Consider the following 16,204-nt stretch of genomic DNA (forward strand, 5'->3'; position numbering starts at 1 on the left):
AACCGCCGAACGGCGGTTTTTCGATGGTGGCCAACTGAAATCCTCGTCTATGCTCCGTGCAGGGAAACTGTAACTACAGTTGTAGGCTCTATTCCCGGGGCCAGCAGGGATGCACGCCGTATGTCTCTCCACACCTTGAACCTCCGCTTGGCAACCGAAGCAGACCGCAATTTCCTGCGGACGCTGTATGGCACCACCCGTGCCCACGAACTGGAGCACACCCCCTGGGACCAGGCCGCTCGCGAGCGTTTCGTCGACCAGCAGTTCCAGGCCCAGCGCAGCTACTACCAGGCGCACTACGCCGACGCCGAGCAATACGTCATCGAGCAGGCTGGCCAGCCCATCGGCCGCGCCTACCTGCTGTGGACCGACACCCACCTGCAGATCATCGATCTGGCGCTGTTGCCCGAGGCCTGTGGCCGAGGCATTGGCGGTGAGCTGCTGGGCCGCTTCCTCGAACGGGCCGACCGCGAGGGCCTCAGTGCGGGGCTGCATGTCGAGTCCTACAACCCGGCCCAGCGCCTCTACTTCCGCCATGGCTTCGAGGTGGTGGGGGAGAACGGTGTGTACCTGAAGTTGCGCCGCCACCCGCGCGGCCATCAGGCCGCCGCCGAACCGGCGCTGCGCCCGGCCATGCCGTCCTGAGGAGCCCGTCCATGTACCCCATGCCGTCCTACGCGCTGCTCTCCGAGGCCGTCGGCCAGTCCTTCCACCTCTGGCTTTCGCCGGAACAGGTGTTGCCCGTCGAGCTGCTCGGTGTCGAGGAGGGCATCGCCATGACCCCTCGCCACCACTGCTACCACGCCCACTTCGTACTGCCGCCGCAGTGCAGCCTGCCCCAGGACGTGTACCGCCTGGGGCCGCCCGGCGAGGAGGGCTGGGCGCTGCTGCTGACCCCCGGCCAGCCCGTCGAGGATGGGCGCCATGTACTCCAGGCCGTGTTCCATACGGATCGGCCGGCATAACTACAACAACGAGCATGCATGTGCGACCGGGATTCCGGTTGCGCGAAACCAGAGCCAGAGGAGAGTCAACACGTGGATCCTTTCATCGGTGAGATCAAGATGTTCGGCGGCAACTTCGCACCCCGTGGCTATGCGTTCTGCATGGGGCAGAGCATGGCGATTGCGCAGAACACCGCACTGTTTTCCCTGCTGGGCACCACCTACGGCGGTAATGGCCAGACCACCTATGGCCTGCCGGACCTGCGTGGCCGCTCGCCGGTCGGCCAGTCCCAGGGGCCCGGCCTGTCGCTCATCGACCTGGGTGAGCTTGGTGGGGTTGAGAACGTGACCCTGCTGCAGACCCAGATGCCCATGCACACCCACCTCGCGTCCGGCACCAGCACGATCTCTGCCGCTGGCACACCGACCAACCCGGCACTGGTTCCGAGTGCGACCAACTCCGTCCTGGGTGGCTCCGCGGGCGGCTCGGCTTCGGCAGCGGCGATCTGGTCGAGCGCGATGTCGAACCCGGTCCCGCTGACCAACCCCAGCACCGTGAACGTGACGGTGCAGATCGCCGGCGGCAGCCAGCCGGTGGCCATCCGCAACCCCTACATCGGGATCAACTTCATCATCGCGCTGGACGGCATCTTCCCCTCGCGCAACTGAGGCACTCGACCCGCCGGTGCCTTGCGGCACCGGTGGCTCTCCGGCCCCGTATCACTGACAGGCAGACGTACACGCAGACCATGGCCCATCCATCACCCACCTATCACTTCATCTCGGGGCTGCCACGCTCGGGGTCCACGCTGCTGGCGGCGCTGCTGCGGCAGAACCCGCGCTTTCACGCCGGCATGACCAGCCCGGTGGGCAGCTTCTTCTCGGGCCTGCTCAAGCAGTTCGGCGCCGACAGCGAGTTCGGCCCGGTGGTGACCCAGGAGCAGCGCAAGCGCCTGCTGGCCGGCCTGTTCAGCAGTTACTACGCGGACCAGAGCGGGCATGAGGTGATCTTCGACACCAACCGCCTGTGGTGCGCGCGTCTGCCGGCCCTGCTGGACCTGTTCCCCCAGGCCAAGGTGATCGCCTGTGTGCGCAACGTCGCCTGGGTGATGGACAGCATCGAGCGGCTCTACCGCGCCAACCCGTACGAGATCACCAAGCTGTTCAACGACGACAGCGAACGCAACACCGTCTACAGCCGGGTCGAGACCCTGGCCCAGCGCAACCGCCTGGTGGGCCTGGCCTGGTCGGCGCTGAAGGATGCCTATTACGGCGAGCACGCCCGCTCCCTGCTGCTGGTGGACTACGACCTGCTGGTGGCCACGCCCGAGCGGGTGCTGCAACTGGTCTACGAATTCCTTGATGAGCCCTGGTACCCGCACGACTTCGAGCACGTTGAGTACGACGTCCCGGAGTTCGACCAGGCCCTGGGCCTGCGCGGTCTGCACAAGGTGCGGCCCAAGGTCGAAGTGGCGGCGCGGCGCACCCTGCTGCCGCCGGACCTGTTCGAGCAATACGCACAACTGGATTTCTGGAAGGACTCGCGCAACAGCGAGGCCCATGTGATCAGGACCTCCCGGGACGCCCGGGCCCTGGAACAAGAACGCAACTGAGCACCTGCCAAGGCGGGCGTCGGAATGAGGAGGTAGAAGTCATGGGCTGGGGTCTTTCGAAGAAGGCAGGTCGCAACGGCAAGGCCAAGGGTGCGGAGGCTGCGCCGCTGGCATGCCCGCTGCCGCTGATCAGTGCGCTGGAGCCGCGCATGATGTTCGACGGCGCGGTGGCGGCTACCGTCGCCGATACCGCCGCCGCGACGGCGACAGCCGCTCCCACGGCCGATGCGGCCCATGACACCGGCGCCCGCGACAGCAGCCACGCGAGCACCCCCGACAACAACCATGGCACCCAGGACCTGCAGGCCAGTCCGGTGACCGATGGTCAGAGCGGCGTGCGCAAGGAAATCGTCTTCGTCGACACCCGCGCGCCGAACTACCAGGAGCTGCTCAAGGCCGTCTCGCCCAATGCCGAGGTGGTGCTGCTGTCCACCAACAAGGACGGCGTGCAGCAGATCGCCGACGCCCTGGCCGGGCGCACCGGCATCGATGCCATCCACATCATTTCCCACGGCGATTCCGGGGTGCTGCTGCTGGGCAACGGCCCGTTGTTCGAGGGCAACCTCGCGCAGTACGCGTCCCAGCTCTCCACTATCGGCAAGGCGCTGACCGCCGAGGGCGACATCCTCCTTTACGGCTGCGAAGTGGGGGCGGGCAGCGAAGGCCATGCCTTCGTCTCCAAGCTGGCGGACATGACCGGTGCGGACATCGCCGCATCCGACGACAACACCGGCGGCAACGCCAAGGGCGGTGACTGGGACCTGGAGGTCACCACCGGCCAGATCGCCGCCAGCAATGCCCTGAACCTGTCGCGCCTGGGCAGTTACGACCACCTGCTGGTGACCACCTCGGTGAGCACCCTGGCCGAGTTGAAGAGCGCCATCACCACGGGCGTTGCCGATAACGCCGACGACGTGATCACCCTCACCGGCAACATCACCTTCACCGGCTTCAACGACACCATTTCCATCCATGTCACCGACGGCCACACCCTGCAGATCGTCGGCGGTGGCTTCGCCATCGACGGGGCCAACAAGGCTCGGATACTGGACGTGAACACCAGCGGCGCCAACTCCAAGGTCGCGCTGGACAACATCACCATCCGCAATGGCCTGATCGTCGGCAACGGTGGCAACGAGAACTCGGCCGCACCCGATAGCGTGGGTGCCGGTATCTACAACGCCGGCGTACTGACCATCACCAACAGCACCATTACCGGTAACAAGGCGTCTGGCGGCGGCGGCGGGGGTGGCGACTCCGGTGGCTACTACGGCGGTGGCGGCGGTGGCGGCGGTGGCTTTGGAACGACTCCCGGCGGCTCCGGCGGTACCAGTGCTGGCGCCGGCATCTCACCCACGCCCGCTTCCGGCATCAACGGCGGCAATGGCGCGGGCGGTACCAGCTCCTTCGGTGGGCGTGGCGGCGGCGCGGCCGGCGGCGCGGGTGGCAGCTACAGCGGTGACGGCAACAGCACCACCGGTTACACCGCAGGGGGCGGAGGTGGGTCGGCCAACAACGGCACCACCAGCATTGGCGGTGGCGGCGGCGGCGGCGGTGTTGCCGCCGTCGGCGGCAAGGGGGGCGCCGCTGCGGGGGGTATCTACAACACCAGCAGCGGCATCCTGACCATCGTCAACAGCAGCCTGACCAACAACCTGGGGGCTGGTGGTGGCGGCGGTGGCGGTGTTTCCAACGACGCGGCCACGGGGCCTGGCAACAGGGTCGGCAATGGTGGAGCGGGCGGTGCCGGGGTCGGTGCCATCTGGAACGCCGGCGGCACCGTGCGCATGGACAACACCAGCTTCAATACCCTGACCAACGGCAACATCGGTGCAGGTGGCCTGGGTGGCAAGGCGGCCGGCGGCACGAACGTCAACGGCGCCGACGGTGAGTCCACCTCGACCCTCTACACCACCAATGGCGGCATCACCGATACCAACTACAACCCCAACGCCGCGCCCACCCTCGGCAACCTCAACGGTGACAGCGTCGCCTGGGGCGGCGTGGGCAATACCGTGCGCCTCGACGTGGGCAGCAACGCCAGCCTGGCCGATGCCGAGCTGGGCGCGCTGAACGGCGGCAATGGCGATTGGTCCGGTGCCAGCCTGGTGATCCAGCGTAACGGCACGGCGGTGGGTGCCGACTTGCTGGACTTCGACACCGCCAGCGCGCTGTTCACCGTCAGCGGCAACAACCTGCAGGCGGGCGGGCTGACCTTCGCCACCTTCACCAATACCGGCGGCGTGCTGACCATCACCTTCACCAGCAGCGGTACCACGGCCACCACGGCATTGGTCAACGACGTGGCGCAGCGCATCACCTACCGCAACGACACGCCGGCCGGCGATGCCAACGTCAAGGTCACCCTCAATGACGGTGCCGGCGCCAGTGCCACCGCCAACGTCACCGTGGCCACGGACTTCATCTACGTCACCAACACCACCGACACCGCGACCATCGACCCCAGCAACGGCACCAGCTTCAGCGAGGCCGTGGCCATCGCCGCGGCCGACAGCACCGGCACCCAGACCATCATTTTCGCCAGCAACCTGGCCGGCCAGGCGCTGAACCTCAACGCCGTGTCGATCAACGAAAGCCTGACCCTCGACATGGACCAGGCCAGCGGCCTGATCCTCACCGGCGGCACCATCACCCTGGGCGCTGGCACCACCCAGACCTTCACCCATGGCGCCGGCGACACCGCGACCATCGCCAGCATCATTACCGGCAGCGGCGCCCTGACCAAGGCCGGGGCCGGCAACCTGACCCTCTCCGGCGCCGCCAATGCGTTCTCCGGTGCCACCACCATCAGCGCCGGCACCCTGACGGTGAGCGGCGGGGATGCGATCTCCTCCAACAGCAGCGTGTCCGTCGCCGCAGGCGCCACCCTGGCCCTGGCTGGCAACGAGGCGATCGGCAACCTCTCCGGCGCTGGCTCGGTAACGCTCGGTAGTTTCAGTCTCACCAGCACCCAGACGGCGGACACCACCTTCTCCGGCGCCATCAGCGGCACCGGTGGGGTGACCATCAACCAGGCAGGTTCCGCCACCTACTCGACGACCTTCTCCGGCACCAACACCTACACCGGGGTCACCATCCTGGCCAACTACGGCTGGCTGAAGCTCGACGGCGATGCCTCCATAGCCAACAACAGCGCCGTGCGGGTCAACGGCAACAGCACCCTGACGCTGCTCTCGGACCAGACCATCGGCAGCCTGGCAAGCAACAACGCCAATGCCAGCATCCAGCTGGGCAGCTACACCCTCACCGCCGGGGGTGACAACACCACCACCTCGGTGATCGGGGTGATTTCCGGGACCGGTTCGCTGGTCAAGCAGGGCAGCGGCACCCTGACCCTGTCCGGCAGCAATACCTACGGTGGCGCCACCACCGTCTCCGGCGGCACCCTGTCGATCTTCGGTGACAGCAACCTGGGCGGCGACACGGTCACCCTGGCGGGTGGAACCGTGCTCGACGTCTCCGGCGCCACCACCATCAACAACGCCATCGTCCTGACCGGCAACAGCAGCATCGGCAACAGCAACGCCGTCACCCTCAGTGGTGCCATCAGCGGTGCCTACGACCTGACGAAAACCGGCAGCGGCACCCTGACCCTGTCCGGCAGCAACAGCTACGGCGCCACCTACGTGAGCGCCGGCACCCTGAGCGTGAGCAGCGACGCCAACCTGGGCTCGGGGGCGGTGAACCTGGCCGCCGGCAGCACCCTGTTGGTGTCCAGCGCCACCACCATCGACAACGCCATCGTTCTCGGCGGCAATGCCACGGTCAGCGCAGCGGCCAACGCCACCCTGTCCGGGGTGATCAGCGGTGCCTTCACCCTGACCAAGTCGGGAGTCAACACCCTGACCCTGTCCGGCAGCAACACTTACGGTGCCACCACCGTGAGCGCCGGCACCCTCAGCGTCGCCAGCGACAGCAACCTGGGCAACGGCACCGTTACCCTGGCCTCCGGCTCGACCCTGGCGGTGACCAGCGCCACCACCATCGACAACGCCATCGCCCTCAGCGGCAGCGCCACGGTGGACACCGCCGCCAACACCACGCTCTCCGGCGTCATCAGTGGCAGCAACAGCCTGACCAAGTCCGGTGCCAGCACCCTCACGCTGACCGGCAGCAACATCTTCACCGGCAGCACCAGCGTCAACGCCGGCACCCTGAGCATCGCCAGCGACGCCAACCTGGGCGCCGGTGCGCTCAACCTGGCCAACGGCACCACGCTGCAGATCACCGGCACCACCACCATCGACAACGCCCTGGCGCTGACCGGCCTGGTCACCGTCAATGCCGGCGCCGCCGCTACCCTGTCTGGCACCATCAGCGGCACCGGCAGCCTGACCAAGACCGGCGCCAGCAACCTGACCCTCTCCGGCAGCAACACCAACAGCGGCGCCACCACTGTGGCGGCGGGCACCCTGGTGGTCGACGGCAGCACCAACAGCACCACCACTGTGGCCAGCGGCGCGACCCTGGCCGGCAGCGGCACCCTGGGCGGCGATGTCACCGTGCAGAGCGGCGGCACCCTCTCTCCGGGCGGCACGGGCGTTGCCACCCTGACCGTCAACGGCAACCTGACCCTGGCCTCGGGCAGCACCCTGGCCCTGGACATCAACGGCACCACCGCCGGCACCGGTTACGACCGGGTGGTGGTGAACGGCGCCGTCGATGTGTCCGGTGCCACCCTGGCGGTCACCCACGGCTACGCGGCCGGCAGCGGTGACAGCTACACGGTGATCGTCAACGATGCCGCCGATGCCGTGACCGGCACCTTCAGCGGCGTCACCGAGGGCAGCAAGTTCAACGCGTCGGGCAACGGCACCGAGCTGACCACCAGCTACATCGGCGGCAGCGGCAACGACCTGACCCTGACCGCGCCCATCGCCCCGACCGTCACCAGCGTCTCGTCCAGCACCGCCAACGGCACTTACAAGATCGGCGACGTCATCACCGTCACCGTGCGCTTCGACAGCGCGGTGAACGTGACCGGCACCCCGACCCTGACCCTGGAGACCGGTGTCACCGACCGTGTGCTCGACTATGTGTCCGGCTCGGGCACCGACACCCTGACCTTCAGCTACACCGTGCAGGCCGGCGACAGCTCAGCCGACCTCGACTACGCCTCCAGCTCGGCCCTGAGCCTGAACGGCGGCACCATCAAGGATGGCGCCAACCAGAACGCCATCCTCACCCTGCCGACCCCCGGCGCCGCCGGCTCCCTGGGTGCCAACAAGGCCTTGGTGGTGGACGGCGTGCGCCCGGCGGCCACCAGCATCACCCTCAGCGACACGGCCTTGCGCATCGGCGAGACCGCCACCGTCACCGTGACCTTCAACGAGCGGGTCACCGGCCTGGACATTGCCGACTTCAGCGTGGCCAACGGCAGCCTGAGTGGGCTCAGCACCAGCGATGGCGGCCTGACCTGGACGGCGACCTTCACCCCCAGCGCCAACATCAGCGACGCCACCAACCTGATCACCCTCGACAACACCGGGGTGATGGACCAGGCGGGTAACATCGGCAGCGGCACCACCGATTCGGTCAACTACGCCATCGACACCCAGCGTCCGACGGCCACCATCGTGGTCACCGACACCGTGCTGAAAGCCGGGCAGACCACCACGGTCACCATCACCTTCAACGAGGCCGTGGCCGGGCTGACCACGGCGGACTTCAGCGTTGCCAACGGCACCCTGAGCGGCCTCAGCTCCAACGACGGTGGCGTCACCTGGACGGCGACCCTGACGCCCAGTGCCAGCGCCAACGATCCGACCAACCTGATCACCCTGGACAACACCGGCTACACCGATGTCGCCGGCAACGCCGGCAGCGGCACCACCGACTCCAACAACTACGCCATCGACACCCAGCGCCCGACGGCCACCATCGTGGTCACCGACACCGCGCTGAAGGCCGGGCAGGGCACCACCGTCACCATCACCTTCAGCGAGGCGGTGACCGGGCTGGGCATTGGGGACTTCAGCGTCGCCAACGGCACCCTGAGCGGGCTCAGCTCCGCCGACGGCGGCATCACCTGGACGGCGACCCTGACGCCCAGCGCCAACGTCACCGACCCGACCAACCTGATCACCTTGGACAACACCGGCTACACCGATGCCGCCGGCAACACCGGCACCGGCACCACCGATTCCAACAACTACGCCATCGACAGCCGCGCCCCGGCCGTCACCTCCGTCGGTGTACCGGCCAATGGCACCTACCTGACCGGCAACACCCTCGACTTCACGGTGAACTTCGATGAGGCCGTGACCGTCGACACCACCGGCGGCACGCCGCGCCTGGCCATCACCCTGGACACCGGCGGCACCGTCTACGCCAACTACGTCAGCGGCTCGGGCGGCACCGCCCTGGTGTTCCGCCTCACCGTCGCCAGTGGCCAGCAGGACAGCAACGGCATCGCCGTCGGCGCCAGCCTCGATGCCAACGGCGCGACCCTGCGCGATGCCGCCGGCAACAACGCCCAGACCGTGCTCAACAACGTGGGCTCCACCGCCGGCGTGCTGGTGGATGCTGCCGCCCCGCAGGTCACCAACATCGCCATCGATGGCACCTCGCCGACCCGCGACACCACCCTCAGCTTCACCGTGACCTTCAGCGAGAACGTCAGCGGCGTCGACCTGGCCGACTTCGCCCTGGCCACCAGCGGCAGCGCCAGCGGCACCCTGCTGTCGCTGGTGCAGGTGGATGCGCGCACCTACCGCGTCACCGTCAGCGGCGTCACCGGCCAGGGCACCCTCGGGCTGTCCCTCGCTGCCGCCGGCAGCGGTATCACCGACACCGTCGGCAACGCCATGGCGAACAACTTCGCCACCGTGGGCTACGTGCTCGGCGGGGTCGAGGGCGATCCGGAATTCCGTGCCAACCCGACGCCCAGCGTGCCGACCACGCCGACCGCACCGATCCAGCCCAACGTGCCCAGCGTGCCGCCCTCCAGCACCACCTCGCCGTTGTTGCCGCCGCCGCTGTTCGAGCAGCCGACCCTGGGCAGCGGGGTGCCCACCGTGGGCAACATCTTCATCAACCCGAACGCCCTGGCGCCCAGCTACATCGCCCAGGTCTTCGCCAGCAGCGACAGCTCCGCCAGTGACGGCGGCGCCAACGGCTTCCTCGGCTTCGGCGGGGGCGACGGCGGCGTGTTCGGCAGCAGCAGCTTCTCCAGCATGTTCGGCAAGGATGTGCCGCAGCAGGACATGCAACTGAAGGTATTCGACGGTAAGCAGTGGCGCGGTGGCGACACCGGCAAGAACGGGCGGGGCCTGACCGGCGCCCCCACTCTCGGCCAGCAACTGCACGCCATGAAGGAAGCCGACCTGCGCCCGGTGCGCGAGTTGGCCCAGGCCCTCGGGCAGGTGGCGGGGGCCACCACCCGTGGCTGACATGACAAGAAAGGGAATCACCGTGCCGTACCAGGGGGCGGCCGCCAGCATGAACCAGACCTACAAGCTCTTCACTGCCAGCCTATTGGCCTTGGCCATCAGCGGGTGCGCCGTGACCACCCAGCCCATCGACCGCAGCGAGAGCGAGGCCCGCGCACGGGCGGACCTCTCCAGCATGTTCAAGGACCAGGAGCCCCTCAGCGGGCCCCTGACCCTGAACGAAGCCATGGCCCGCGCCATCAAGTACAACCTCGAGGCGCGCCTCAAGGTGATGGAGCATGCCCTGGCCGAGCGCCAGCTGGACCTGGCCACCTTCGACATGCTGCCGCGTATGGCGCTGTCCGCTGGCTACGCCGGGCGCAACAACGTCAGCGCCTCCAGCAGCCGCAGCATCGAGACCGGTTCCCAGTCCCTGGAACCGTCCACCTCCCAGGACCGCGACCGTGGCGTGGCGGACCTGACCATGGTGTGGAACGTGCTCGACTTCGGCGTCAGCTACATGAGCGCCAAGCAGCAGGCCGATCAGCGCCTGATCGTCGAGGAGCGCCGTCGCAAGGTCATCCACACCATCACCCAGGACGTACGCTCCGCCTACTGGCGAGCCGTGGCCGCCGAGCGCCTGCTTAAGCAGATCGACAGCCTCATGGCCCGTGTCGACAAGGCCCGCGATGACAGCCGCAACCTCAGCACCCAGCGCATCGGCGATCCGGTGCAGGCGCTGAGCTACCAGCGCGCGCTGATCGAGGCCACCCGCCAGCTGGAAGAGCAGCGCCGCGCGCTGTCCCTGGCCAAGACCGAGCTGGCCGCGCTGATCAACCTGCCGCTTAACACCGACTTCCAGCTGGCCGCCAGCAACGACTACGCGGTGCCCGAGCTGAAGGTGAACTTCGCCCAGCTGGAGCAGCAGGCCCTGGCCAGCCGCCCGGAACTGCGTGAGCAGGACTACCAGGCGCGCATCAGCGCCGCCGAGACCCGCAAGGCCATGCTGCGCCTGCTGCCCGGCCTGGAGTTCTCCGCCGGTGGCCACTACGACAGCAACAGCTTCCTGGTGAACCAGAGCTGGGCCGACTACGGCGTGAAGGTCACCTGGAACCTGTTCAACGTGCTCTCCGCGCCCGCGGCCATCGACGTGGCCAAGGCCGGCCAGGACGTCACCGCGGCCCGCCGCCAGGCGATGTCCATGGCCATCCTCGCGCAGCTCTACGTGGCCAGCGCCAACTACGCCGAGGCCCGCCGGCAGTTCCAGACCAGCCAGCAACTGGCCGACCTGGACGGGCAGATCGCCGAACAGTTGCGCAACCGCTACAGCACCCAGAGCATCGGCGAGCTGGAGCTGATCCAGGGCGAGCTGAACACCCTGCAGGCCCAGCTCAAGCGTGACCTGGCCTACGCCGACCTGCGCAACGCCTACAACCAGGTGTTCGTCAGCGCCGGTGTCGACCCGCTGCCCGGCTCCCTGCCGGACACCCGCCTGAGCACCCTCGCCAACGCCCTGGCCAGCAGCCAGGCGCGCCTCGAACAGGGCGACATCAGCCCGGCCAAGTAAGCGCCGGCGAGCCTGCCCGGTGGATCGTGCCCCTGCGATCTGCCGGGTGGGCCCGCATGCCTTCCTTCCTCTTCCTGACGATCCTGCGTCCGTCTTGTGAATCCACGAGTGTGATCGGCCTCGCGGATGGCCACCTGCGCCTGTCCGCCTTCCCGGGCTTTCTGCGAGCATGGGCGCCTGCCATTGCCGAGGTGCGCCGATGATCCCCGTTCCCAACCCCACCGTGTTCCTGATCATCGGGTTGATCTACCTGCTCGGCGTGCTGGCTGTGCCCGTGCTGCTGGCCCTGGCGGCCTCCCTGTGCTGGCCGCGCTCGCGTCGGCATGTGCTGGCGCGTCCCTGGCGCTACGGCCTGCTGACGCTGGTGATGCTGGTGCCGGTGGGGCTGATGGGCGCGTTGTGGTTGCATGAGCGCGAGTTCGCGGCGGAATTCGCCGCCCGCCAGGCGGCGCTCAACCCACGCCTGGAGCAGCCGTTGACCCTGGGCGACCTGACCTTCCCGGCGGGCAGCCAGGTCAAGCTGGAAACCCTCGATCCGCTGGACTGGCAGGACCAGCCCCAGCCCCACGGGCTGGAGAGCCTGAAGGAGGCCGAGCTGCCCGCGCCCATGGCACTGCTCGGCTTGCAGGTAGACGCCCTGGACCTGCCGACCGGCTATGACTCCAGCCGTGTGCGCCTGGCCCGCGAAGGCCAGGTGGACGGGTGGCCCTGCGCCGCCGGGGAGTGGGTGGAGTTCCGCCGCACCCAGGAGGACCGCCTGAAGCCCACCGGCTGGCACTTCGAGAGCTGCCCGCTGACCCCCGGCCACTCCGTGCAGGGCATCGACTGGCCGACCGGCACGACGCTGCGGCAGCTGGGCGAGCACTGGGTGCTGCGCAACGACGGCCCCGCCGACCTGCCGTTCGATGGCCTGCACTGGCTGTCCCTGGTGCTGGAGCTGGATGCCCGGCGCGAGCCGGTGTTCTGGGAGGGCGAGCTGGCCCGGCCGCTGGTGTTGGGTGGCTGGCACTACCCGGTGGGCACCCGTGTGCGTCACGAGGGGGATGGCCTGTCGCTGTTCAGCCCCACCGACCAGGCCGTGGCGGTCCGCGAGGCGGACGGCCTGAAGCAGGGCGCCGGTCGCTCGATCCTGCAGCGGCGCAGCGACGGCCAGGTGCTGAAAATGCCGGCCAACGACGAGGTGGGTGTCATCGACTGGATGGTCCTCGAATAGCCCCGGGGCCCCTTTCGGACCGGGCTTTCCGACCTTTCGCCCGCACCCGTCACTGGGTCCCGATTGCCCGTTGCAGCCAGCTCTGGGAGGGTAGCCGCTGCCCTGAGGCGTTGGAATTTTCGGGAGTCAGTCATGAAACTCGTTCTGCACTTCGACGGTTCTGTCGCGATCAATACCCTGCGCCAGGTGCTCCTGGCCGCTGGTGAAAACACCACCGTGCACTACGGGGCCGCCCACGGCCTGGATGCGGGGGCGCTGCTGTCGGTGGTGAGCGCCGCCGGCAGCGACCGCCGCCTGGTGCTCGGTTTCGACGGGGCCCGCGCCGAGACGCGCAACCTCCAGCAGGCGGTGAGCTTCGCCGGCCCGCACACGGCGGTGGAGATCAACGCCGCCCAGGCGGTGAACCCCGCTGCACTGCGCTCGACCCTGGCGGCGGCCGGTGATGGTCGCCAGGTCCGCGCCACCTTCACCGGCGGCCGCGCCAGCGCCGAAGCGCTGCTGGCCGCGCTGGGCGTGGCGGGTGAGCGGGTCGACATCGGCATCGGTGCCGCCCAGTCGCTGACCCCGGAAGCGCTGCTGGCGGCCCTGGAAGCGGCCGGCGACGGGCGCAACCTCGCCGTGGAGCTCAGCGGCACGCAACCGGCCGCGCACCTGCTGCAGGCGGTCGAGGCGGCCGGGGCGAGCACCGGCATCGTCATCGGTGGTGCCCAGGCCCTGACGGCGGACGAGCTGCGCGACACGCTGGGCGCCGCAGGCAACGGCCGCCACCTGAGCCTGGTGTTCAACGGCGCGCAGGCCGGCGAGACCGACCTGGCGAGCGTGGTGGCGGGCGCCGGCACCAACACCCTGGTGCGGGTGAACACTGCCGAGTCCCTGGACAGTGCCAGCCTGCTGGCCTGCATCGGTGCCACCGGCAACACCCGGCAGCTCTCGGTGGAATTCAACGGCGCCCTGCAGGCGGAAGTGAACCTGGCCCTGGCGCTGGAAGCGGCCGGGGTGAGCACCGCCGTGGCGGTGAACACGGCCCAGGAGGTGGCCGAACCCAGCCTGCTGGCGGCCTTCGAGGTGGCGGGTGACCAGAAGCGCTTCGACGCCGCCTTCAACGGCGCACAGCTGACGCCGGAAGCCTTGCAGCGTTATGCCGGGGCCGCCGGCCAGCAGGTGACCCTGAGCATCGGCGGCGCCCATGCGCTGCCGCTGCCGGCGTTGCTGGAGGCGGTTCGCCTGGCAGCCTGACCGCTGGCTTGGCCGCACCACGAAGCCGCCTTGCCCTGATGGGCAAGGCGGCTTTCTTGTGGGCGGGCAGGGGAGGGCGGGCTAGACCTGGAAGCGCGACACCGAGGACTGCATGGCGGCGGCCACCTGGTCCAGGCGCTGGGCGGCTGCGGCCAGTTCGTGCATGGCCTCGGTGTTGCTGCGGGACATGTGGGCGATGAGTTCGACCCGCTGGGCCACTTCGCTGCTGGCCTTGGACTGCTCGCCGATGGTGTGGGAGATCTCGTCCACCACTTCGGCGGCCTTGTGGGCACCCTCGCGGATCTCGCTGATGGAGCTGCCGGCCTGGGTGGCGAGGGTGACGCCATCCTGCACGCGGGTGACGCCGGTCTGCATGCTGTTCACCGCCTGGTCGGTGCTTTCGCGGATGCGCGCGATCATGCCGGTGATCTCCTGGGTGGACTGGGCGGTGCGCGCCGCGAGGTTGCGCACCTCGTCGGCCACCACGGCGAAGCCACGCCCGGCCTCGCCGGCCCGGGCCGCTTCGATGGCGGCGTTGAGGGCCAGCAGGTTGGTCTGCTCGGCGATGCTCTTGATCACCTGGATGATGGAGTGGATCTCTTCGGACGAGCGGCCCAGGGCGGTGATGGTGTTGGAGGAGCTGTTCACGGCCTCGGCGATGCGGTTCATGCCGTCCACCACGCCGAGGATGACCTGCCCGCCACTGCTGGCCAGGCCTTCGGAATGGGCGGAAATGCCTTGGGCGTTGCGCGCGTGGTCGGCGATCTGGGCGATGTTGGTAATCATCTGCTCCATGGCGGCGGCCATGCTGGCGGCGCTCTCGGCCTGCTGGTTGGCGCCGTCGACGATGCCCCGTGAGGTGTCGCTGAGGGTGGTGGCGGTGCCGCGCAGCTCTTCGCTCTCCAGGCGGATGCTGGCGATCATCTCGCGCAGGCTGTTCTGCATCTGGGCCAGGGCTTCCATCAGCTGGCCGGCTTCGTCGCGACTTTCCACCTGGATGCTGTTGCGCAGGTTGCCCTGGGCGATGGCACGGGCCACGTCGATGGTCTTCTTCAGCGGGCGCATGATGGCGCTCATCAACTGTACGGTGGCGAGGCAGAGCACGACGCAGACCAGCACCAGCCCGCCCAGCAGCCACCAGGCGGCGCTGTGTACGGCGTCGCTGGCAGTCTGGCGGGCCTCGTCGGCGCGGGTTTCGATCAGGGTGCTGAGCTTCTCGTTGCGTTCCTCCAGCTCGCTGAAAATGCGCTGGAAGTCGCTCAGCTGCGCGCGGCTCGCCTGGGGATCGCGCAGGGCGTCGTCCACCAGCTTGCCGGCTGCTGCGATGTAGGTGTCGATCAGCGGGCGCAGGTCGCGGATGGACTGGCTGAGCTCGGGACTCAGCGGCAGCTTGGCGTTCTCGTCCATGACCTTGCGGAACCACTGGCTGTGCTCGCTGAAGTCGTTGCGAACCTGGCTGGCGGCGGCGTTGTCGCCCGGGGCGGCGACGAAGGCGGCGAGCACGTCGGCGCGCAGGGCGTCGTGCATCATGTCGCCTTCCATGTGGTTGCGCAGGGCCGTGACGCTCAGCTGGTTCTCGGCCAGTGCATCGGCGAGGCGGTTCTGCCCGAGCAGGCCGATGCCCCCCAGCAGTGCGGCGGCGAGCACGCTGATGACGCCCGATGCCACCAGTTTCTGACGGATGTTCATCCCCTTGGCCTCCCTTGCGAAGCGGATCGTTGGCTAAGCGTAGTTCAGTGTTGGCGGGCCAGCGTGCTCGCACCAGGGCCTTTGCGCGGCGTATTCTGGGCGCCCTTTTTCGCGGGTCGTCGTCATGCTGCAGATTTCCTCCAACGTCCAGATCCCCGACGACGAGATCGAACTGACCGCCATCCGCGCCCAGGGCGCCGGTGGGCAGAACGTCAACAAGGTCTCCAGTGCGGTGCACCTGCGCTTCGACAGCCAGGCCTCGTCGTTGCCGCCGTTCTACAAGGAACGCCTGCTGGCGCTGCGGGATGCGCGCATCACCGCCGATGGGGTGGTGGTGATCAAGGCCCAGCAGTACCGGACCCAGGAGCAGAACCGTGCCGATGCGCTGGAGCGCCTGGCGACGCTGATTCGCGAGGCGGCGGTGGTGCAGAAGAAGCGCCGGCCGACGCGCCCCACCCTCGGCTCCAAGACCCGTCGCCTCGACGGCAAGAGCAAGCGCGGGGCGATCAAGGCCGGGCGCGGCAAGGTGGATTACTGAGCCGACCGGGCGA

Annotated in this window: 10 protein-coding genes; 9 read left to right on the top strand and 1 reads right to left on the bottom strand. The window is 68.5% G+C overall.

Features of this window, described 5'->3' with window-relative positions:
* The first annotated feature begins 147 nt into the window (after positions 1–147).
* The 8 genes from FBY21_RS27485 (at position 148) to FBY21_RS27520 (ending at position 13,964) form a co-directional block, all read left to right on the top strand.
* Positions 148–645, top strand: a complete 498-nt coding sequence (locus FBY21_RS27485) for a GNAT family N-acetyltransferase (protein ID WP_236212253.1) — start codon at positions 148–150, stop codon at positions 643–645.
* An 11-nt stretch (positions 646–656) separates the two neighbouring features.
* Entirely contained in the window at positions 657–965 is a 309-nt protein-coding gene (locus FBY21_RS27490) for a DUF6916 family protein (protein WP_052807580.1), read from the top strand.
* Between the two features lie 72 nt (positions 966–1,037).
* On the top strand, positions 1,038–1,613 hold the full coding sequence (locus FBY21_RS27495; RefSeq protein WP_240634142.1) for a phage tail protein: 576 nt from the start codon (positions 1,038–1,040) through the stop codon (positions 1,611–1,613).
* 80 nt (positions 1,614–1,693) lie between these two features.
* Positions 1,694–2,557 (top strand): sulfotransferase, encoded by an 864-nt coding sequence (locus FBY21_RS27500; protein ID WP_107330703.1) that lies wholly within the window; start codon positions 1,694–1,696, stop codon positions 2,555–2,557.
* 41 nt (positions 2,558–2,598) lie between these two features.
* Positions 2,599–9,969 (top strand): Ig-like domain-containing protein, encoded by a 7,371-nt coding sequence (locus FBY21_RS30100; RefSeq protein WP_301308383.1) that lies wholly within the window; start codon positions 2,599–2,601, stop codon positions 9,967–9,969.
* Between the two features lie 49 nt (positions 9,970–10,018).
* Positions 10,019–11,515, top strand: a complete 1,497-nt coding sequence (locus FBY21_RS27510) for a TolC family protein (RefSeq protein ID WP_142016647.1) — start codon at positions 10,019–10,021, stop codon at positions 11,513–11,515.
* Positions 11,516–11,714: 199 nt separating this feature from the next.
* Positions 11,715–12,728 (top strand): hypothetical protein, encoded by a 1,014-nt coding sequence (locus FBY21_RS27515; protein ID WP_142015492.1) that lies wholly within the window; start codon positions 11,715–11,717, stop codon positions 12,726–12,728.
* Between the two features lie 132 nt (positions 12,729–12,860).
* Positions 12,861–13,964 (top strand): hypothetical protein, encoded by a 1,104-nt coding sequence (locus FBY21_RS27520; RefSeq protein ID WP_142015494.1) that lies wholly within the window; start codon positions 12,861–12,863, stop codon positions 13,962–13,964.
* Positions 13,965–14,045: 81 nt separating this feature from the next.
* On the opposite strand, the gene FBY21_RS27525 is transcribed toward FBY21_RS27520, so the two are convergent.
* The gene (locus tag FBY21_RS27525) at positions 14,046–15,653 is read right to left on the bottom strand and encodes a methyl-accepting chemotaxis protein (RefSeq protein WP_142015496.1); all 1,608 of its coding nucleotides are present in this window, start codon (positions 15,651–15,653) and stop codon (positions 14,046–14,048) included.
* A 124-nt stretch (positions 15,654–15,777) separates the two neighbouring features.
* On the opposite strand from FBY21_RS27525, the gene arfB reads away from it, so the two are divergent.
* Entirely contained in the window at positions 15,778–16,191 is a 414-nt protein-coding gene (arfB, locus tag FBY21_RS27530; protein WP_044411522.1) for an alternative ribosome rescue aminoacyl-tRNA hydrolase ArfB, read from the top strand.
* Positions 16,192–16,204 lie beyond the last annotated feature (13 nt).

Source organism: Pseudomonas sp. SLBN-26 (genome assembly GCF_006715895.1).
GTDB classification, from domain to species: domain Bacteria; phylum Pseudomonadota; class Gammaproteobacteria; order Pseudomonadales; family Pseudomonadaceae; genus Metapseudomonas; species Metapseudomonas otitidis.

What these genes read in the sequence shown, in the direction of transcription:
- FBY21_RS27520 (WP_142015494.1), top strand. Translation starts at nt 12,861, where the DNA reads ATGAAACTCGTTCTGCACTTCGACGGTTCTGTCGCGATCAATACCCTG.
- FBY21_RS27525 (WP_142015496.1), bottom strand. Translation starts at nt 15,653, where the DNA reads ATGAACATCCGTCAGAAACTGGTGGCATCGGGCGTCATCAGCGTGCTC.
- FBY21_RS30100 (WP_301308383.1), top strand. Translation starts at nt 2,599, where the DNA reads ATGGGCTGGGGTCTTTCGAAGAAGGCAGGTCGCAACGGCAAGGCCAAG.
- FBY21_RS27510 (WP_142016647.1), top strand. Translation starts at nt 10,019, where the DNA reads ATGAACCAGACCTACAAGCTCTTCACTGCCAGCCTATTGGCCTTGGCC.
- arfB (WP_044411522.1), top strand. Translation starts at nt 15,778, where the DNA reads ATGCTGCAGATTTCCTCCAACGTCCAGATCCCCGACGACGAGATCGAA.
- FBY21_RS27490 (WP_052807580.1), top strand. Translation starts at nt 657, where the DNA reads ATGTACCCCATGCCGTCCTACGCGCTGCTCTCCGAGGCCGTCGGCCAG.
- FBY21_RS27500 (WP_107330703.1), top strand. Translation starts at nt 1,694, where the DNA reads ATGGCCCATCCATCACCCACCTATCACTTCATCTCGGGGCTGCCACGC.
- FBY21_RS27515 (WP_142015492.1), top strand. Translation starts at nt 11,715, where the DNA reads ATGATCCCCGTTCCCAACCCCACCGTGTTCCTGATCATCGGGTTGATC.